Origin of the sequence: Sphingomonas lycopersici, assembly GCF_026130605.1 — a bacterium.
In the GTDB taxonomy this organism is placed as follows: domain Bacteria; phylum Pseudomonadota; class Alphaproteobacteria; order Sphingomonadales; family Sphingomonadaceae; genus Sphingomonas; species Sphingomonas lycopersici.
The window spans coordinates 151,425-170,886 of record NZ_JANFAU010000006.1; the positions used below are offsets into that span (position 1 = coordinate 151,425).

Annotated in this window: 19 protein-coding genes; 6 read left to right on the plus strand and 13 right to left on the minus strand. The window is 65.7% G+C overall.

The features are described from left to right. Nucleotide 1 precedes the first annotated feature (1 nt). The 12 genes from trbL to NED98_RS13700 form a co-directional block, all read right to left on the minus strand. Nucleotides 2-1,294 (minus strand): P-type conjugative transfer protein TrbL, encoded by a 1,293-nt coding sequence (gene trbL / locus NED98_RS13645; RefSeq protein ID WP_265313386.1) that lies wholly within the window; start codon nucleotides 1,292-1,294, stop codon nucleotides 2-4. A 136-nt stretch (nucleotides 1,295-1,430) separates the two neighbouring features. Then, entirely contained in the window at nucleotides 1,431-2,183 is a 753-nt protein-coding gene (gene trbJ / locus NED98_RS13650) for a P-type conjugative transfer protein TrbJ (protein WP_265313387.1), read from the minus strand. After that, nucleotides 2,183-4,648 (minus strand): conjugal transfer protein TrbE, encoded by a 2,466-nt coding sequence (gene trbE / locus NED98_RS13655; RefSeq protein ID WP_265313388.1) that lies wholly within the window; start codon nucleotides 4,646-4,648, stop codon nucleotides 2,183-2,185. The genes trbJ and trbE overlap by 1 nt, the downstream gene beginning before the upstream one ends. After that, on the minus strand, nucleotides 4,642-4,914 hold the full coding sequence (locus tag NED98_RS13660; protein WP_265313389.1) for a VirB3 family type IV secretion system protein: 273 nt from the start codon (nucleotides 4,912-4,914) through the stop codon (nucleotides 4,642-4,644). The genes trbE and NED98_RS13660 overlap by 7 nt, the downstream gene beginning before the upstream one ends. Further along, nucleotides 4,911-5,252 (minus strand): TrbC/VirB2 family type IV secretion system protein, encoded by a 342-nt coding sequence (locus NED98_RS13665; protein ID WP_265313390.1) that lies wholly within the window; start codon nucleotides 5,250-5,252, stop codon nucleotides 4,911-4,913. Before NED98_RS13665 ends, NED98_RS13660 begins: the two co-directional genes overlap by 4 nt. Before the next feature lie 3 nt (nucleotides 5,253-5,255). Next, nucleotides 5,256-6,242 (minus strand): P-type conjugative transfer ATPase TrbB, encoded by a 987-nt coding sequence (trbB, locus tag NED98_RS13670; protein WP_265313391.1) that lies wholly within the window; start codon nucleotides 6,240-6,242, stop codon nucleotides 5,256-5,258. Continuing rightward, entirely contained in the window at nucleotides 6,239-6,640 is a 402-nt protein-coding gene (locus NED98_RS13675; protein WP_265313392.1) for a ribbon-helix-helix protein, CopG family, read from the minus strand. The genes trbB and NED98_RS13675 overlap by 4 nt, the downstream gene beginning before the upstream one ends. Nucleotides 6,641-6,643: 3 nt before the next feature. After that, nucleotides 6,644-8,686: a conjugal transfer protein TraG gene (locus NED98_RS13680; RefSeq protein ID WP_265313393.1), complete on the minus strand. Its 2,043-nt coding sequence runs from the start codon at nucleotides 8,684-8,686 to the stop codon at nucleotides 6,644-6,646. A gap of 179 nt (nucleotides 8,687-8,865) precedes the next feature. Continuing rightward, a complete protein-coding gene (locus NED98_RS13685) occupies nucleotides 8,866-11,160 on the minus strand; it encodes a hypothetical protein (protein WP_265313394.1) in 2,295 nt (764 codons plus the stop codon). A gap of 41 nt (nucleotides 11,161-11,201) precedes the next feature. After that, nucleotides 11,202-13,835 carry a TonB-dependent receptor gene (locus NED98_RS13690; RefSeq protein ID WP_265313395.1) on the minus strand — a complete coding sequence of 878 codons (2,634 nt, stop codon included), beginning with the start codon at nucleotides 13,833-13,835 and terminating at the stop codon, nucleotides 11,202-11,204. Between the two features lie 73 nt (nucleotides 13,836-13,908). Continuing rightward, nucleotides 13,909-14,865, minus strand: coding sequence for a FecR family protein (locus NED98_RS13695; RefSeq protein WP_265313396.1), 957 nt, complete (start codon nucleotides 14,863-14,865; stop codon nucleotides 13,909-13,911). Then, complete coding sequence (locus NED98_RS13700; RefSeq protein WP_265313397.1) at nucleotides 14,862-15,434, minus strand: RNA polymerase sigma factor; 573 nt, start codon at nucleotides 15,432-15,434, stop codon at nucleotides 14,862-14,864. The genes NED98_RS13695 and NED98_RS13700 overlap by 4 nt, the downstream gene beginning before the upstream one ends. A gap of 320 nt (nucleotides 15,435-15,754) precedes the next feature. Between NED98_RS13700 and NED98_RS13705 the strand changes: the two genes are divergently transcribed. The 5 genes from NED98_RS13705 to NED98_RS13725 all read left to right on the plus strand — a co-directional run bounded on the left by NED98_RS13705 (nucleotide 15,755) and on the right by NED98_RS13725 (nucleotide 18,784). Continuing rightward, nucleotides 15,755-16,525, plus strand: coding sequence for a helix-turn-helix transcriptional regulator (locus NED98_RS13705; RefSeq protein ID WP_265313398.1), 771 nt, complete (start codon nucleotides 15,755-15,757; stop codon nucleotides 16,523-16,525). A 76-nt stretch (nucleotides 16,526-16,601) separates the two neighbouring features. Further along, nucleotides 16,602-17,204, plus strand: a complete 603-nt coding sequence (locus tag NED98_RS13710) for an acyl-homoserine-lactone synthase (protein WP_265313399.1) — start codon at nucleotides 16,602-16,604, stop codon at nucleotides 17,202-17,204. Continuing rightward, nucleotides 17,201-18,055 carry a phytanoyl-CoA dioxygenase family protein gene (locus NED98_RS13715; protein WP_265313400.1) on the plus strand — a complete coding sequence of 285 codons (855 nt, stop codon included), beginning with the start codon at nucleotides 17,201-17,203 and terminating at the stop codon, nucleotides 18,053-18,055. The genes NED98_RS13710 and NED98_RS13715 overlap by 4 nt, the downstream gene beginning before the upstream one ends. A gap of 2 nt (nucleotides 18,056-18,057) precedes the next feature. Then, nucleotides 18,058-18,240 carry a transcriptional regulator domain-containing protein gene (locus NED98_RS13720; protein ID WP_265313401.1) on the plus strand — a complete coding sequence of 61 codons (183 nt, stop codon included), beginning with the start codon at nucleotides 18,058-18,060 and terminating at the stop codon, nucleotides 18,238-18,240. A gap of 187 nt (nucleotides 18,241-18,427) precedes the next feature. Continuing rightward, nucleotides 18,428-18,784: a DNA -binding domain-containing protein gene (locus NED98_RS13725; protein WP_265313402.1), complete on the plus strand. Its 357-nt coding sequence runs from the start codon at nucleotides 18,428-18,430 to the stop codon at nucleotides 18,782-18,784. Here NED98_RS13725 and NED98_RS13730 read toward each other — a convergent pair. After that, the gene (locus NED98_RS13730) at nucleotides 18,781-19,020 is read right to left on the minus strand and encodes a helix-turn-helix domain-containing protein (RefSeq protein ID WP_265313403.1); all 240 of its coding nucleotides are present in this window, start codon (nucleotides 19,018-19,020) and stop codon (nucleotides 18,781-18,783) included. The genes NED98_RS13725 and NED98_RS13730 overlap by 4 nt on opposite strands. Nucleotides 19,021-19,180: 160 nt before the next feature. Between NED98_RS13730 and NED98_RS13735 the strand changes: the two genes are divergently transcribed. Beyond that, entirely contained in the window at nucleotides 19,181-19,432 is a 252-nt protein-coding gene (locus NED98_RS13735; RefSeq protein ID WP_265313404.1) for a hypothetical protein, read from the plus strand. Nucleotides 19,433-19,462 lie beyond the last annotated feature (30 nt).

Sequence of the window (19,462 nt, forward strand, 5' to 3'; positions counted from 1 at the left end):
CTCAGTCGTTCCTTTCCTTGATGTCTGGCGTGGCGGACCCGCCGCCGCGGTCGCCTTGCTGGAGCGTGTGGACCGCGAGCTGGCGGTGATGGCGGGCGGTCTGCTGCGCGCGCATCGATCGCGCCCAGGCCGGCGCGCCCTCGGACCCTTCACCACCGCCGGCGGCGGTCGACGAGCGCGGTGTGCGGTTGAGGGCGGCCCAGGCGGCGGTGCGCCCGCGCTCGGCGGCGGCGCCGAGGCCGAACGTGCTTTCCATCTTCCGCGCGGCGGCGCCCCTGGCGGCAGCGGCCATGCCGCCGATGCTCGAGCCGCCGGTCTCGCGGCCGAGCTGCGCAGCGGTCGAGGCAGCCGTGCCCATCGTGGTTCCGGCGCGGATCGCCCCCAGCGCGGTTCCGCCGATCGCGCGCGCCGCGCCCAACGTGGCGCCGCCGGCAATCATCGGCACCGCGGCCGCGCCAACCGTCGTTCCGAGCGCGGCACCGGCACCCAGCTGCGGCGCGCCGGAAACCAGGCCCGACGCGATGCCGGGACCGAAGATGCCGAGGCCGAACAGCGACAGCGCACCCAGCGTCAGGCTGAGCGCGGCGCCGAGATCGGGTTCCTGCCCCTGCATCGAGCTGGTGAACTCGGCGAAGAAGTTGGAGCCGATGCCGACGATAACCGCGAGCACCATCACCTTGATGCCCGATGAGACGACATTGCCGAGCACGCGTTCGGCGAGAAAGCTGGTGCGATTCCACAGCGCGAACGGCACGAGGATGAAGCCGGCCAGGCTGGTCAGCTTGAACTCGATGATCGTCACGAACATCTGCACGGCGAGAATGAAGAAGGCGAGGATGACGATCGCCCAAGAGAACAGCAGCACGGCGATCGTCAGGAAGTTCTCGAAGAAGCTGACGAATCCCATCATGCTCGACGCCTGGTCGAGCAGCGGCCACGCGGCTGAAAAGCCCGTCGAGGCGACCTGTCCCGGCCGCAGGAGATCGTCGGCGGTCAGCGCCCCGCCGCCTGCGGTGAGCCCGGCCTGCGCGAACGACCTGAAGATGATGTCGGCGAGGGTCGAGAAGCTGTTCAGGATGAACGCAAACGCGCCGATATAGAGGATCTTCCTGAGGAAGCGGCCGATGATGTTGTCCTCGCCGCCCATCGCCCAGAACAGGCCGGCGAGCGTGATGTCGATCCCGATCAGCGTCGTCGTCAGAAAGCCGACGTCGCCTCCGAGCAGCCCGAACCCGCTGTCGATGTAGCGGATGAACGCCTGCATGAAGCGGTCGATGACGGAGAGGTCGTTCACGTGCGCGGCGGCTTTCTTCTAAGGGTCGACGGTGTCGCGGGGCCCGGCGGCCATTGGGGGCGATAGCCCAACGGACCCCGCGACGAGGCAGCGCGCTCGGGGAGCGGGTGCGCGCCGCCTCAGCTCATTCAGGCGGCTATTGCGGCGTGTAGGCCCGGCCGGTGCCGAGGAACTTCCTGGTCGCCGCACGACCTTCGATCTCGGCCTGCGCACGACGCGACTGCTCGAGCGCTTCTGTGCGGAACTGCGCCGCCATGATCTGCTGAAGCTGGAACTGCTGCTTGGCGGTCAGCGCCAAGAGCTGGTTGGTCGCTTGTTGCGCCTGCAGGCTGCCTTCCGCACCTTGGCTCCGGGCGACGATCGCGTTCAGCGCTTCGGCATCGTCGCGGACGTTTTCGACGACCTGCGCCTGCACGGTCATGGTCTGGCGGAAGCCATCCATGCTCGCATCGAGCCGCGCGCGGGCATCGCGCACGCGCGCATCCATGCGCAGCGCCTGGTCGAGATCGCGCGGAAACAGCTGACGGATGCGCGCGTCGAGCTGGTCGACCCGGAAGTCGACACCCTGCGCCTGGCCCATCAGCCGGTCGATCTGCTGGAGCTTCTGCCGCAGCTGGTCGAGCTGCGGGAAGTCGATCTTCGACAGGTTCTTCGCCTGGTTGATCAGCATGGTCGCTTCGTTCTGCAGCGACTGGACCTGGTTGTTGATCTGCGTGAGCGCGCGCGCCGCGGTCAGGATGTTCTGGCTGTAATTGCTGGGGTCGAACACGACCCCGCCGAACTGCGCGTGCGCCGGCGTGCTCGCGGTAATCAGGCCCATCGCCAGCGAGCCGGCAGAGCCGATGCCGAGCGCGGTCGCGATCAGGACTTTGCGGGTAAGGATATGCATCACTTTTCTCCTTCTTGGGGGGCCTTGGAAGATTGGGGGATTTGAACGGAAAAATCGGCGGCAAGGTCGGCCGCCCAGTCGAGGCCGGCGACGCGCAGGAAGGCTTCGGCGAAACGCTCGCGGCCATGTTCAGCGAGCACGGCATCGATCCGGGCCTGCGCCGCAGGGTCCGACGCGCCGCACAGCGCCAGCGCGACGGGGCCGAGGCCGAGCTCGAACAGCCGGTTGCCGCGGGCGGATTGCAGGTAATAGTGCCGCTTGGGGGTGGCCCGCGCGATCAGCTCGATCTGCCGGTCGTTGAGGCCGAAGCGCGCATAGATGTCATGGCCCTGCGGCTCGATCGCGCGATCGTTGGGCAACAGGATGCGTTGCGGGCAGCTTTCGATGATCGCAGGAGCGATCGATGAGCCGGCGATATCGGCGAGGCTCTGCGTCGCGAACAGCACCGCGACGTTCTTCTTGCGCAGCACCTTCAGCCATTCGCGGATACGCGCGGCGAACAGGGGATGATCGAGGAAGATCCAGGCCTCATCGAGGATCAGCAGCGTCGGCCGGCCATCGAACCGTTCCTCCAGCCGGTGAAAGAGATAGGTGAGCACCGGCGCGACGGCGCCGGTCTGGCCCATCAGCGCCTCAGTCTCGAAGCACTGAACATCGGCGAGGGCCAGCTGCTGTTCGGCTGCGTCGAGCAGCCGGCCATGCGGTCCTTCGAGCGTATAAGGCTGGAGCGCGATGCGCAGCGCATTCGACTGGAGCAGCAGCGCGAGGCCGGTCATGGTCCGCTCCTCGCGCGGGGCGGAGGCGAGGCTGCCGAGCGCGGTCCAGATCGAATCCTTCACCTCCGGGGTCACGGGCACATTCTCATGCGCGAGCAGCGCCGCGATCCATTCGGCGGCCCAACCGCGCTCCTCGGCGACGTCGATTCCCGCGAGCGGCTGAAAAGCGAGCGTCTCGCCGTCCGCCTCGGCCGATCCCAGCGCATGGTGCGCGCCGCCCATCGCGAGCACCGCGGCCCGCGCGCTGTTGCCCTTGTCGAAGATATAGACCTGCGCTCCAGGGTAGCGCCGGAACTGGAGCGCGATGAGGCTCAGCAGCACCGACTTGCCGGCGCCCGTCGGCCCGACGACCATCATGTGGCCGACGTCGCCGACATGGGTGGAGAGCCGGAACGGCGTCGATCCGGCGGTCTTCGCGAGCAGCAGCGGCGGGCCGTCGAGATGGGCGTTGCGCACCGGGCCCGCCCACACCGACGACAGCGGCATCAGGTGCGCGAGGTTCAGCGTGTGTACCAGCGGCTGGCGGACATTGGCATAGACGTGGCCGGGCAAGGACGAGAGCCATGCCTCGACCGCGTTGACGCTCTCGCGCTTGGCGGTGAAGCCCAGCCCATTGACGATCCGCTCTACGGCGCGAACCTTGTCCTCGATCGCGGCGCGGTAGGTGTCGGTGACGGTGATCGTCGTGGTCAGATAGCCGAACGCGACATGGTCGCCGCCGAGCGCCTGCAACGCCTGGTCGGCATCGACCACCTTGTTGTCGGCGTCGCTGTCGAGCAGCTGCGCCGGCTGGTTGTAGAGCACCTCGCGCAGCATCGCGGTGACCGACTTGCGCTTGTTGAACCACTGCCGGCGCAGCGACGTCAGCGTCTTGGTGGCAAGCGTCTTGTCGAGCGCGATGAACCGCGTGACCCAGCGATAGCCGAAGTCCTGATGATTGAGCGCGTCGAGGATGCCGGGCCGGCTCAGGCTCGGAAAGCCCAGGATAGTGAGAGTGCGGACATGCAGCTCGCCCAGCATCGGTTCGAGCCCGCCGACCAACGGCGTGTCGGCAAGCACGCCGTCGAGGTACATCGGCGTTTCGGGCGCGACGACCGGGTGGCGCCGATCCGAGATCGTGCCGTGGAGGAAGGTCAGCGTCTCGTCGTCGTCGAGTGCGCGCGCCTCGGCCATGAAGCCGGAGAGGAGGTCGAGCACCCGGTCGGTCTCGGCGACAAATAATATGAGCGTCCCGCGCCAATCCCTGCCCTTGTCGGCATCGGGCCGCTCGACCAGCGAGCGGCCGGCGCGATCGCTTGCGTCGGCGGGCGGCAACCAGGTCAGGGTCAGATGGTAGCGGCTCTCGAAGTGCGTGCCCTCGGCCTCGAATGCCGCGCGCCGTTCGCCGTCGACCAACCAGCTCGCCGCGTCGGGAAAGTCGCTGTCCGGATAGCTGTGCGCCTCGCGCCGCTCGGCGTCGAAGAACAGCGCCCAGCCACTGCCGAAGCGCTTGAGCGCATTGTTGGCGCGTGCGCAGGCCCCGAGCAGCTCGGCCTCGGTCGCGGATTCGAGATCGGGACCGCGGAAGCGCAGCACGCGCAGGAAGCTGCCATCCTTGTTGAGGACCACGCCCGGCGCGACCAGCGCCGCCCAGGGCAGATGGTCGGCCAGCCGGTCGGCGGTCGGCCGGTATTCCCGCAAGCTCAGCACGCGAAATATCCCTTCTGGCGGATATGGCGGAGCAGCACCGGCGCGAAGCTCGGGTCGCGGCGGGCGGCCATGACGGCGATGCTGTGGCCCACCGCCCAGACGATCACGCCGGCTAGCCATTGCTGCAGGCCGAGGCTGATGGCGGCGGCCAGCGTCCCGTTGACGATCGCTAGGCCGCGCGGCGCACCGCCGAGCAGCAGCGGCGATCCGAGCGATCCGTGGATCGGCACTTCGAAGCCGTCGATATGCTGGCCGCTACCGATCATGCGATCAGCGCTCCGCCGCCGAAGCTGAAGAACGACAGGAAGAAGCTCGACGCCGCGAACGCGATCGACAGGCCGAACACGATCTGGATCAGCCGCCGGAACCCGCCCGCGGTCTCGCCGAACGCGAGCGTCAGGCCGGTGACGATGATGATGATCACCGCGACGATCTTGGCGACCGGACCCTGCACGGATTCGAGCACCTGCTGCAGAGGTTCTTCCCACGGCATGCCGGAGCCGGCTGCCTGGACCTGGGTGGCGAGAGTCAGCGCGAGGCCGACGCTCATGCCGACGAGCAGATGCCGGTTGGCGAATAGGCGCGGATCGAGGGCACGGATCATGGGTCAGGTCTCCTTGGGGTTGGGCTCGGGAAGGTCGGCGAGCGCGTAGGCGCCGGTGTCGGGGTCGAGCCCGGCAACGCGCGCGATGGTCGATACGCGGCGATCGACGCCGCGCCCGGAAATGAAGACGACGATGTCGATGGCCTCGGCGATCAGCTGGCGCGGCACGGTGACCACTGCCTCCTGCACGAGCTGCTCGATCCGATAGAGCGCGGCGAGCGCGCTGTTGGCGTGGACCGTCGCGATTCCGCCGGGATGGCCGGTGTTCCACGCCTTCAGCATGTCGAGCGCTTCCGGGCCGCGGACCTCGCCGACCACGATGCGATCTGGGCGCAGGCGCATGGTCGAGCGCACCAGCTCGGTCATCGACACATGCGGCGGCCGGGTGCGAAGCGCCACGGTGTCGGGCAGCGGGCATTGCAGCTCGCGCGTGTCCTCGATGAGGATGACACGGCTATCGACCCAGGCCATTTCGGCGAGCAGGGCGTTGGCGAGAGTCGTCTTGCCCGAACTGGTGCCGCCGGCGACCAGGATATTGTAGCGCTGGGTGACCGCGGCGCGCAGCGCGTCGGCTTGCACCTCCGACATCAGCCCGTCGGCGACATAGTCGTCGAGCGTGTGCAGCTTCTGCGCGGGCTTGCGGATCGAGAAGCAGGGCGCGGACGAGACAGGCGGCAGCACGCCTTCGAAGCGCTCGCCGGCACGCCCCTCGATATGCGGCGGCAGTTCGGCCGAGATGATCGGATGCTCGGCATGGACTTCGGCACGGGCATGGCTCGCCACCAGCCGGATGATCCGCTCGACCTGCTCGGGCTCGACGCGGATCTCGGTATCGATGCGACCCTCGCCGAGGCGGTCGAGCCGTAGCGCGCCGTCGGGGTTGACCATGACCTCGGTGACCAGCGGGTCGCGCATGGCCGCGGCGATGTCGATGCCGAGTGCGGTGATCAGCATGCGCCGGCGACGCTCGGCGGACAGACCGGCGCTCATTCGCCGTCCTCCGCCGCGGCGCCGAGCGTGCGGCGCCCCGTCGAGACCTGACGACCCACCTGCGTCACGAAGGCTTCGAACCGCTTGGCGCCGAGCGCGCGGCCAGCATGGTCGTTCTCTGCGAGCGGTGTCTGGATCGAGAGTTCGAACCGGATGAACAGCGCCAGCGTTTCGAGGATCACATAGGCGTCGCGGTCGACCCGGCCGATCGCCTGCGTCAGCCGGTCGAGCCGGATCGCGAACCGATCCTCCAGCTCCGATGCGCCACGGCGGTTGAGCCAGGCGGTAATCGCATCTTCGAGGATCGCAGACTTGCTGGCGCCGGGCTTCGCGGCGAGCGCTTCGAGCCGGTCGGAGAGCGGCCTGGGCAGAAACAGCTGATGGCGGACCTTTTCCATCGGTCAGAACCCCAGCTGCAGGTCGTCGGGCCGAGCAGAGGCGGCATCGAGGCCATATGCCGTTCGCGTGACGCCGAGTGCCTGCACGCGGTCCATCGCCCGGCGCTCCGCCGCCTGGTCGCCATCGTCCTCGCCGAGACCGAGCGGATCGGCGATCTCAGGTTCTGCCGGAACCTGCACTTCGACCTCGTGCGCCGGATGCCGCGCCTGCTCGAGCCCGCCGGTGCCGGTCCCGTCCTCATCATCGGCGTCGCCGGCGAGCCGCATGTCGATTGTCCGGACCTGTCCGGTCCAGTCGTCGGGACGCGCTGCGGGACGGTCGGCATAGCCGCCCGTGTCGAGCGACGGTGCCGGCAGGATGCGTGCGGCGAACCGGCGATCCTCGTAGTAGCGCAGCTTCTTCGCCCGGATCGGCGGATGGCCGGAGACCAGCACCAGCTCGTCGCTGGGCTTGAGCTGCATGACTTCGCCCGGCGTCAGCAGCGCACGGGCGGTCTCCTGACGGCTGACCATGACGTGTGCGAGCCACGGCGCGAGCCGATGCCCAGCATAGTTGCGCATCGCCCGCTGCTCGGTCGCGGTGCCGAGCGCGTCCGAGATCCGCTTCGCGGTGCGCTCGTCATTCGTCGCGAAGGCGATGCGGACGTGGCAATTGTCGAGGATGGCGTTGTACTCGCCATAGGCCTTCTCGATCTGGTTGAGGCTCTGCGCGATCAGGAAAGCGCGGACGCCATAGCCCGCCAGGAATGCGAGGCTGGTCTCGAAGAAGTCGAGGCGGCCGAGCGCGGGAAACTCGTCGAGCATCAGCAGCAGGCGATGATGGCTCGCGCCTGATGCTAGGCTGGGTCCCGCAGCGTGCAGCTTCTCGGTCAGGCGGCGGCCGATCTGGTTCAGGACCAGGCGGATCAGCGGCTTGGTCCGGCTGATGTCGGACGGCGGCACGACGAGGTACAGCGAGACCGGGTGCCGCGCTCCGACGAGATCGGCGATCCGCCAGTCGCAGCGCGACGTGACCGCCGCCACGGTCGGGTCGCGGTACAGCCCGAGGAAGGACATGGCGGTCGACAGGACGCCCGAGCGTTCGTTCTCGCTCTTGTTGAGGAGCTCGCGCGCGGCCGAGGCGACGACCGGATGCACAATAGGCGCATCGTCGCTGCCCAGATGGTTGGTGGTCATCATGCGGCGCAGGGTGGCCACGAACGAACGCTGCGGATCGGACAGGAAGGTCGCTACGCGGGCGAGCGTCTTCTCTTCCTCTGCATGGAGGACGTGGAGAATCGTGCCGACCAGAAGCGAATGGCTGGTCTTCTCCCAATGGTTGCGACGCTCGAGCGCGCCTTCGGGATCGACCAGGATGTCGGCGATGTTCTGGACGTCGCGGACTTCCTCCACGCCGCGCCGGACCTCGATCAGCGGATTATAGTGTGCCGAGTTCGCGTCGGTCGGGTTGAACAGCAGACAATGCGAGAAGCGCGAGCGCCAGCCGGCGGTCAGCTGCCAGTTCTCGCCTTTGATGTCGTGAATGACGGCCGAGCCGGTCCAGCTGAGCAACGTGGGCACGACGAGGCCAACGCCCTTGCCCGAGCGGGTCGGCGCGAAGGCCATGACATGCTCGGGACCGTCGTGGCGGAGATCGCGGCTGCCGATCCGCCCGAGTGCGACACCGCTCTCGCCGAGCAGACCGGCGGCGGCGAGCTCCTTGTTCGTGGCCCAGCGGGCCGAGCCGTAGGTCGTGACGTTCCGCGACTGCCGCGCCCGCCAGACCGACCCGAAGATCGCCGCGCCGCAGCCGACGAAACCGCCCGCTGCAGCGATGGCCCCGGCCTTGTCGAAGATGACCGGCGCGTAGGCGTCGAAAGCGAACCACCAGGGAAAGATCGACCATGGGTGATAGACCGGCGTGCCGAACAATGTGAACCAGGGCGGCCCGAGCTCGGGCTGATACGCGAGGCTTGCCGCAGCCCATTGCGTGGCCGTCCAGATGCTCGCGACGATGATCGCGAGCACCACAAGGATCTGGCCGATGAGCAGTTTTGTCGGGGTCATGCGAGCCTCCGCCCGCATCCGAGTCACTCACTCGCGGGCTGGCTCGAAAGTCGCCGAATTCAGATCATCGCGTCAGTTACCGGCGGGGGTCTGACAGGACCAGCTTAGGGTCAGTCGCACGTCTTCCTCATCGGTAGCTGTCGAGATGTCATTGGGTCGTTTCCCATCCCATTGAACACTCAGCGAGCATCTTCATGCCGCGCCAGGTTGCTACGCATCAGTCGCCATCTGGCGTAAATCTCCCGCTTCGCTGGCGAAGTGTCTTCAATTCCCTGGAGCCAGAACCGTAGCCAATCGAGCGCGGCTTCGGACATCGCCGCCCGCTCCCGGGGGCGAATAGGCTCGTGCGAGGCATAGGGGAGATGACCAAATTCGATCGGCGCCCCGATCGATACTGCTGCGGCGCGTGCCTCCAAGACATTGAGAATGTAGCCGGGCCCACCTCTGTCGAACTGCAATATGGGCGTCCGCAGCCTGTCCGCATTCATGCCGGGGCTGGTCCGCAGCCAGTCATCCCGTCCGAGCCAGAAGGGCCTGCCGCCTAGGTTGCCGGTATAGAATTTCAGCCGGCTGGTGTCGGGATCGGTGAGGTGGGCCATTCCAGTCACGTAGCCGGCGTCGAAGCTGTCATCGATGATCGCGGCCGCTAGCTTGGTGTGACCGGGGAATGTTGCGGCATAGCGAGCGACAAACCCGCCGTGGGAGAACCCGAATAGCGCGACTTTCTCGCGGTCGATGATTCCCGCATTCGCTAGTGCGTCGACAATCGCATCAATCCGACGCACGAAATAAATGCCTTCCTCTGGCGTCTCCGTGACCTCGGGATAGTCCCTTTGAACCATCCCGATTTGCAGAACTGCCATGCCGGCACCCACCAAGGCTTGGGCATTGAAGCTCGGAAAAATCCCGTCCGGCCGGAAATGATCCGTTTCATAACCGTTGGTCAGGATGACCAGTGGCACGCTGACGCTTGCATCTCTTGGACGCATCAGCAACCCCGAGAACGAGCGTCCTCCTGGCTCGGTCCAGTTAATTGGCTCGCTGCGTGCGATAGAAGCTGTGGCAGGATTGATATCGCGATCGATCAGGACCAGTTCACGCCCATCTGCGCGAGCTATGAGCCTAGGCGGCTCGTTCGGTCCCTCCTCGACCGACACCGCTATGCTGCGCATGGGCTCGTGAAGCTGAGGACAGCTTCGCGCCGGCCGCCAACGGCCGGCGACCAGCGACATGCTCGTCTCGGACGTGTTGGCGTCAATCAGCCGCTCGATCACTAGACATTTCGGGCCTAAAAGCCTCACTGATCGCACGTCGCCTTGCGGCCCGCGAAGCGGCGTGAGAACCTGAATACGCCGGGTAGCGCTCGAATAGCTGAGCACATAGGCCATCGTGCTGCGTTCCGGTTGCGTGTCGCTTAGCGGCAAGGCAGCATTGACCAGCACCGAAGTCGCGGCATCCACGGTGAGGATTTGGGGTGACAGAGTGATCCATCGTCCCCGGCTGTTTGAAAATCCGAATGCGAATTGGCTGCCGAGCCGCGTGGCTGTGCCCAACGGCGCATCGAACAAAGGTTCGGCCGTTCCGTCGCGCAGCCAAACGCGCTGGAAACGGCCGTTCGAATGATAGTTTGCAATGCCGTCATAGGTGGCCCAGCCCGCATCTGGGTCTGTTCCCGTGGCAAGGCCGACTATCGCAGTATCCGCGCCTGGCACGATTGCGCTTGGCAGAACCTGCGAACGAAGAGCGCCAGCGTTGGTGTTGACGCGTCCAATCAGGAGCGATTGTTCTCCCGGCCGCGCCAGAAATATCTCATTGAACAGCATCCCTCGCTGACTCGGACCGGAGAGCTCGTTCCAGTTCAATCGATCGACGAAATGGAACGGATAAGGCGCCGCTGCGAGGGGTCCAACGGAGAACGTGAGGGCAAGCGCCGCCGAGGGAGCCTCGACGGCTGAAATCACAAGGGGACCGCGTTCGTTCTCGGACGCCGGCAAAGATGTCCAATTCTCCAGGCGCAGATCCCGGACGTCGAATGTGTACAAATCCCGCGATGCGTCCGGTGTCGTGCTAGCCGGCTTGCTGCCGAAAAAGCTCACATGGTTATCGTCCATCCAATAGGGGTTTCGGATGGGAGCAAAATATTCCGACGTGCTGCGTACCTCGATTGAAGCGACTGGGGCGGGCCGCGATGCATCCGCCCGAGCCAACGCCGCGGCGACATCGGCCGAAGAGAATATGTCCAACGTGCTGATATTGCAGTCGCATGCCAATTCGGGCCGCTGGCGAATCACGAAGAAGCGATTTCCGGAGGGCGAGAAGAACACTCTTCGATCGCCCGTCCCCGTCCAGCCCGGTCTCTCATCGAAATAGGTCTGATAGGAAACGAAGAGACGGTTCGACGCGCGGTTCGCGCTGACGGGGCCGCTCGCCGTTATGATCTCGGCCAACACCGCGACTAGGGGCCACAGTTTCATCGGTTGACGCACCTTTAGCGAAGCTCTCGTGACCCTTGCCGTCACCATGTTTTCCGTAGCGAGAACGAAACGAAGCGTCCGACCGCGGAAGCGTTTGCTGGATCGTAGTTCGTCTGCGTTGCGAAGGGCGAAGCAACATAGGGTGGACGCTCGTTAGTGAGGTTCTGTACCGTGAACGCGAAATGTGTTCCGCTCAGCAGTCCGTGGCCTTCCGCGAACGCATAGCTCAGATAGAGGTCGGCGGTCGCCCAGGACGAGATCGGGCGAAAAGGCGTGTAGCGATCGTTGGAATATGGGCCGATATAGCTCACCGTCAGACCCGAGGAGAATCCACCGTTTGCCCAATTGAGCGAGCCGGTTGCGCGAAAATCCACCGGGAGCGCAAAGCGGTTGCGAAGATCGATGGGTGCCGCGCCATCGATCAGGATATATCGGTTCCTGAAGATGTAGGTTGCAGCGATCGTGGAAGACAGCGAGCCGCCGAACAGGGGGGCGTTCCAGGAGAGCGATGCGTCCAGCGCTTCCTGTCTGGTCTCGCTGAGGTTCCGAACCCGATTATCGAGGATCGCCCGGACGCTATTGGCCGGCTTGCCGGCCGTGCCAAGCAGTCTACAGTCCGTGCAGTTGTAATAGCTTTCTACCAGGGCAAGTGAAGGATCACGCGAGATTAGGAATTGCACGTTCGACGCCGCCGGTTGGAACGCGTTGAAGGTATTGTTGCCCGGAAAAGGTGGGGTCGAAATCCGATTGTCGTAGTCGATCTTGTAGTAGTTCACGCGCATACGCAGCCGGGAGAGCGAGGGTGGCGCCAGTTCGGCTCCCAAGAGAAAGGTGCGCGCTGTTTCTGGCCGCAAATCAGACGTTCCAGCGGAATTGTCGATCAGCGTGCGAGTCGTACCAGTCGGTGATGTCGGATCGGGAATGTCGGAGACGATGTAGATACGATTTGGGATGCGGTACGCGAGCGATGGCGCATGAAAGGCTGTCGACCATGAACCGCGTAACCGGAGCCCCCTCAGGGGCTCCCAGAGAATGCCGAAGCGCGGATTGGTCGTGCTGCCAACGTCGCTGTAGTGATCATAGCGTCCAGCGACGGAGATTTCGAGGCGACGTATCCCCGGACCGCCATTGCTTTCCCCGATGACGGGTATCGCAAGCTCGCCAGCCAAACCTGTGATACCTCTGGAGACTGATCGGTCTGGCGCGAATCTCACACCATTCGCGAGCTGGTCGAAAATCGAATAGTCTTGGCGACGATATTCGACGAAGATAGCTGCCCGAAGTTCACCGCCGGGTAGCGCCATGATCGGTCCATCGAGCTTGCCGTCAATCGACGTGAGTTCGTTAGTGTATTCGACATGCTGTTGGGATGGTGCGCCGACATCGAATTCCGTTAGGCTGTCGGTCGTCTCGTTCACCCGCGTGAATCCGCCGCCAACGTTGAGGCGCCAGTTTGCGCCGAGCCGGACTTCGGCGCTCAAATCGCCCCCGTATTGACGCGCGTGACCGTTGCTTGTGTTCACATTGCTGCCAACCGTATCTGCGACCGAAAGCGTCTGGCGGTCGCCGAACATGCCTGTGCCCGCAATGACGAACATCGAGCCGATGTCCTGATGGAATGACAGGACGGCTTTGTCCGAATTTTCCCGCGGGGTCAGGAAAAAGTTTCGAGCCTGAGTGAGATACGGCCGGTCGCGCTGCTGAATTTCATGTGTGTCCCGGTGCTCATACGCCGCCATTACGTTTCCGGACCCCCAGCTTGTGCCGAGAAGTTGGGAGCCGATAAGTTCGCGCCCACCGCCTTCGGTGGAGTCACCGATCCGAAAGGAACTCTCAGCCCCGTTGAAGTCGTGGCGTAGCGCAATGTTGACCACACCGCCGATCGCGTCCGAACCGTAAAGAGCGGAGGCGCCATCGGTGAGGACATCGATGCGATCCACCGCGCTCAGCGCGATCAGGGAAACGTCAACAAAGCCGCCACCCTGCCCGGCGCCAGAGGTACGCCGGCCATCGACCAAGGTGAGCGTGCCGCCCGCGCCCAATCCGCGCAGATTGAAGGCGGAGCCGCGCGTGTCGCTCGTGCCGCCAAGCGAACGCAATCCGGCGCCGTTCAAGCCGCCGCCACCGCCAATCGATTCAGCAGTGGCATCTCCAAGATTCTGCGGGATTCGCCTCGCAAACTGCTCGATTGTCGAAGCACCGGTACGCTCGATTTGCTGACGCGTATAAGTGTCAACTGGCGCTATTGGTGAAACCCCTCTTATCAGCGTGCCAACGACGACAATCTCATTGTTCTTCTCGCCGCTCGAAGCGCCATAGGGTGTTTCTTCCCCTGGTGCCGCCGCTGGTTCAGTGGCGGCGGTGGACTCGTTTCCCAGTTTGGCCACGGCGAAGGCCCCCGAGGAATCCTTCCGTGCCCCAAAGCCGGTTCCGGCCAGGATCGCATTTAGCGCGTCCTCGGCAGTGCGCGCACCGCGCACGCCCGGCGATTGCGCTGACCGGACCTCGTCACCGCGATAAATGACCTGCCGGCCCGACTGGCGGGCGAACGCATCGAGCGCGGATCTCAGCGAGCCCGCAGGTATGTTGAATTCGCGCGTTTGCGCCACTGCGGGCGTGGCGAGCGCCACGATGCAGGTGGTGGTTGCGAGTGCTGCTGCGAGTGTCCGGATCATCATACCCCCCCGGGGGCGCGCTCCTTGCCCCTCTGGATGCGCGACAATCCGCCGACACAAAAGGGTAACATCGTCAGTCGGAAATTCTGACGCGCTCGCCATCCTGCTCGATCTTGAGGCCATAGGCGTCATGCAGCAGCCGCGCGAACGCATCGACATTCGACGCCTGGAAGGTGCCCCCGATCGGGATGGCGGCGGCCGATGGATCCACCTCGAGTTGCGTACGGTTGTAGCGGTTGAACTCGGCGGCGACCTCCGACAGAGGGATGAGATTGAAGGTCAGCATTCCGTCGCGCCAGGCGAGCGCGCTCTCGACCCGCTCCTCCGACTTCGCGGCGATCAGCGTCGAGCCGCCGCGCGTTATCGCGGTATCGCCCGCGGTTATGATCGCCGCGCTGGTGTCTCGCTGCTGATTGTCGTCGACACGGACCCGACCCTCGACGACGTTGACCGTCACCCGGTCTCCGTCGCGCCGCACCGAGAACTTCGTGCCGAGGACGGTGATGGTGCGGCTGCCGGCATGCACGACGAATGGCTCGCCATCGCGATGCCTGACCTCGAAATAGGCTTCGCCCGAATCCAGCCAGATGTCGCGCCTGTTCTCGTCGATGGCGGTGCGCACGACCGACTGCGTGTTGAGCTCGATCCTGCTGCCGTCCGCGAGCGAGATGATCTTGTGGCCGCCGACCGGCGTGTCGAACCGCGCCTGCTGCGCTTCAGGCTGGTGGACGAACTCGGGCGCGAGCGAATAGCCGCCGATCCCGATCGCCAGCAGGAGACTCGCCGCGATCGCCGGCGGCCACCAGCTGCGGCGGTATCCATGGGCCTGTCCGTGGCCCCAGTCGCCGAGCGACCGCACCCGGTCGGCCTGCGCCCAGCCATGCTCGGCGCGCAGCCAGGCCGCCCGGTTGGCCATCGATTCCTGAAGCCATCCATCCAGCTCGGCCTGATCATCGTCCGACCAGCCGGGCTCGTCGCGCCGGATCAGCCAGTCGAGCGCCTTGTCCTCGATCGCGCCATGGCGGCTCATGGCTGCGCCTCCCCGGATGCGCGCCTGCCGAACTTCGGTCGCACAATCCTGCCGCTGCCGCCGATCATGTGATCGATCAGCGCCTTCATCCCATATTTGAGCTGCTGGCGGACGGTTTCCGTCGAGACCCCCAGGGCCTCCGCCGCCTCCTGAGTCGAAAGACCGTCGAGCTTCCTGAGCCGCATCACCTCCCGGCAGCGCGGCGGCAGCTTGTCGATGCCGGCCTTGGCGTGGCGCAGCTCGTCGCGTGCCGTCAGCGCGCGCTCGGCCTCGAACAGGTCGAAGTCGAGGCTTTCGCCGTCGAGGTCGGCGACGATCTCGAAAGACACGATCCGGGCACGCTTCGCCTGGTTGATGAGGTGGTTGCGAGCGAGCGTGTACATGTAGGCACGCGTGTTGGCCGGCAGTTCACGCCGCGCTCCGATCAGCGCATGCTCGTATATGTCCTGCCGCAGTTCGAACACGTCTTCCGCTACCCGCCAGTTGCGACGCACATAGGCCGTCAATGCCCGTTCGAGAGGGAGCACCTCCCGGACGAACCACGCATTGATCACATCGTCATCGACCATCTTGTTCGTCGGAGCAGCCCTCGCGTGACGCCTGTCCGTTGAGGGAAGACAAGACCCTCGCTCGAATGGGTAACGCGATTTTTCTGTCCGACGCAGATTTTTCTCCGGCGAACGCCTGCCGCCCGTCGCGGCGTCCGCTCCGGGATGCTAGACCGGCGATGGCCGCCTTCGGGTAACATGTTGAACGCAGGCGAAATTGATCGATCGGTCTGTTACCCCTGCCACCGCCTCGCTTGTCACAGTCGCGAGTGGGGTGGGAATGCAACCACACCGGCAAAGGGGGGCCCGGTCCGCGGCATGCCGCGGCAGGAGGTCAGCGAATGGCTGGAAGGGACCAGTCATCGAACGCATTCGGTTTCGGCCTGGCCGACGATATCCTGCGAGCGGTGCGGGGCGCGGGCGACTGGAAGCAGCTCCGGGCGATCACCCGCGATTTCAGTGACGAAATCCGCTGCCGGCATTTCGCGCTCGTCACCCATGAGGACCTGCGAAGGCCCGGGCCAGGGGCCGTCGACCTGCGCGACTATGCCGCAGGCGCCGAGCGGCGGATCATCGACGAATGCCGCTACCGCCGCGATCCCGTCATGCGGGGATGCCTGTTCGCCGACAGCGCATTTCTGTGGTCGGAGCTGCGCGACATCATCACACTCGATCATCACGACCGCATCGCGCTCGAGCTTGGCCGCCGCGAGGGCCTGAACGAAGGTATCACCGTGCCCTGCGGAAAGCTCGGTCACCGCCTCGGCTCCTGCACCTTCGCCGGCTTCCGGTCCTCGCGCATGGCGCAGCTCGCACTTGCGCCCGCGCAGATGTTCGGCGTCTTCGCGTTTCAGCGTGCCCGCCGACTGACGGGATTGCATTCACCGGGTCCCCTTCCACGGCTGGCGCCGCGCTACCGCGACTGCGTCGTGCTTGCGGGGCGCGGACTCCGAAACAAGCTCATCGCCCACCGGCTCGGCCTCAGCGAGGACACGGTCGAGAGCTATCTGCGCGATGCGCGCAAGATGTTCGATGCACGCGACCGCACCGAGCTGATCGCGGCGGTGCTCCTCGCCGGCGAGATCACCCTCGACGAGCTGCGACACGGCTGACCCGCCCGGAATTCCGGGCGCTGATCCTGACGATCCGAAGCTGCTTCCTTCCCGGCAGCACCACCGGGAGCAAGCCATGATCCTCACCATCGAAAACCACCGCGAGAGCGCGCACGAAGGGGCGCTCGAGACCATGTTCGCCGATCGCAAGGCGCAGTTCGTCGACTTCTTCGACTGGGACGTGCCCGTCGTCGACGGTCGCTTCGAGATCGACCAGTTCGACACCGCGGATGCTGTGTACCTTGTCGCCGTTGATGAGTACGGCCGGCACGAGGCGTCGCTGCGAATGCTGCCGAGCTGGCAACCGCATCTCCTCGGGCAGATCTTCCCGCATCTCTGCGTCGGCGGCGTGCCCACCGGGCCGACGACCTGGGAGAGCACGCGGCTTTGCCTTCCAAGCCGGCACGGAGCGGGACGGCGGCGGATTCTGCGCAATGCGCTGATCTCGGCAATGGCGGACTTCGCGCTGGCGCGCGGCATCGAGCATATCACCGGCGTCATTCCCGACGGCTTCCGGCGGGAGGTTCTGGCGATGGGCTGGCGCGCCGAGCCGCTCGGTCCGGCGCTGCGCATCAAGGGCGGCCCGATTGGCGCGTTCCGGATCGAGGTGACGCCCGACGTGCGCGAGCGTCTCTCCTGGACCGGCACCTATGCCGGCGCACTGGAGCTCGCCGCATGACCGCGCGGGACGATATCGCCATCGGCGAGCTCGCGCGGGACGGCTATTGCGTGCTGCGCGGCGTTCTCGAGCGAGCCGTCATCGGCGCGCTCGCGGATGATCTGGCGCCAAGTTTCGCCGCGACGCCGATGTGCCGGGGAGTCTTCTACGGCCATCGCACCCGCCGGTTCGGCGCGCTGCTGCGCCGGTCGGCCCACGCCGAGGCGCTGGTGCGCCATCCCGCGGTGCTGGCGATCGCCGAGCGCATGCTGCTGCCCTGGTGCGAGCGGATTGCGCTCAACCTGACCCAGGCGGTCGAGATCCATCCCGGCGCGCCGCCGCAGTTTCCGCATCGCGACCAGGACATGTGGGCCGGTCCCAAGGGCACTCTCGAATATCTGGTGAATGTCATGTGGCCGATCGATCCGTTCACGGAGGCGAACGGCGGCACGCGGCTGTGGCCCGGCAGCCATGACGATCAGGATGGGGCCGATTTCGCCGAGGATCTCGCGATCGTGCCGGACATCGCGCCGGGCGACGCCTTGCTCTTCCTCGGCTCGACGCTCCATGGCGGAGGGGGCAACCGCTCGGCTGGGCTGCGCCGCGGCGTGATCGTCAGCTACTGTCTCGGCTGGCTCAAGCCCTTCGAGCTGCAGTGGCTAGTCTACCCGCCGGCGATCGCCAGGCATTTCTCGCCGGAGCTCGCCGCGCTCGTCGGCTATGCCCAGCATCGTCCCAATCTCGGCAATGTCGAAGGGCAGTGTCCGTCGGTGCTGCTTCGCGATGATGTGCCCGAGCATCTCGGCGCGGTCGATGCGCTGCGTCCGGACCAGGAGACGCTCGCAGCCGCATTCCTCGCCGGGCGGGATTGATCGTGGCGCGCTGGGAGCCGCCCGACTGGCGGGACGATGGTGCCTATGCGGCGGTGCTGGCGGGAGGACGGCCGGCGCTCGCATGGGAATTGCTGCGTCGCGATCCGGAGTATCGCGCATTCGTCTGCAGGGCCGATCCGAGCAACGACGTTTCGGCAGGCTGGGGGCTCCACTTTCGCGGCTGATCCGGCGCTGGACTGCGCGCGCGCCGGCTATATGTGGACAGCGTCGGCCGACCCGTATGTCTTGCGCGCCCGGGCCTCTCCGTTGGAGGGGCCGGCCGGCGATGCGATCGATCTTTCGCGCCATGTCCGTTGCACCTGGCCGCACGATGGATGCGGTCATGTTCGGCTCGCCCTGCCGGACGGCGACATGCGTATCGATCTCGTCGACGGCGCGATTATTCCGGGGTGCATGACAATAGAGCCGGCGGTCGACTTCCGTCGCCCGCTCCATCCGCAACTGGAGTCGATCCGCCGGCTTGAAGCGCTCGTCCGCGGCGACCGACGGTCAATTTGCGATCAGCGCTTCGTCCGTCTGGTCGAGGCGCTTCGCGCCGCCGATGCGCTTGCGGCCGGTGCGAGCCTGCGCGAGATCGGGCTCGGCATGCTGGGCGACGACTGGCCTGGAGACGGCGAGCACTTGAAGTCACGCGCGCGGCGCAGGGTAGCGCTGGCCGGCGAGCTTACGCGCGCGGGACCAGGAGCCGTGCTCGCGCGGCGTATCTAGTTCGCTTCCGGCGCTGTCCGGATCAGTGACAGCGCGTCGACATCGAGTGCCGCCGCGACGTCAATGAATTCGAAGATGTCGAGCCGTCGTTCACCCGTCTCGTACCGGGAGACATATTGCTGCGGCTTGCCGATCTTGTCGGCCACGGCCTGCTGCGTCAGCGCCTGTTGCTTGCGGGCCTCGACCAGTTGTTCGATCACCCAGCGATAGCGACTATCGTGGATGCCGCGCGCCACCAGTTCCTCACACCAAATTGATGTGGCGAACCTGACTGCGATTGGTTCTTACACAAACTTGATGTAAACATGTTCGAAGTGCCCCGATCGGCAGCACTGTTTTGGCGCGAGGACGATGTCAGCAGACCCCCTTCAACCGATAGCGCCGTCTGGTGAAGCCGTGCTCGACTATGATCGCCGTAACCTCCTGACCTATGCCGAGCTGCTCGACGCTGCCGACGCCGGAATTGGCTGGGAAGAGGGTTCGCTCGATATCCTCGGGATCGATTCTGTTGCCGACGCCGATCGTGCACGGCGTTGCTGGGACAGCCATCTCGAGCGTGCGCGCTGGATCGTCGGAGACGGCCTCGGCGCCGCGATCGAGGCGTTCGGCACGCTTCCGCGCAACGTGATCCGCAACACCGTCCAGTAGGTTCCTGCATCTCCGTGCGCTCGGCGTGAC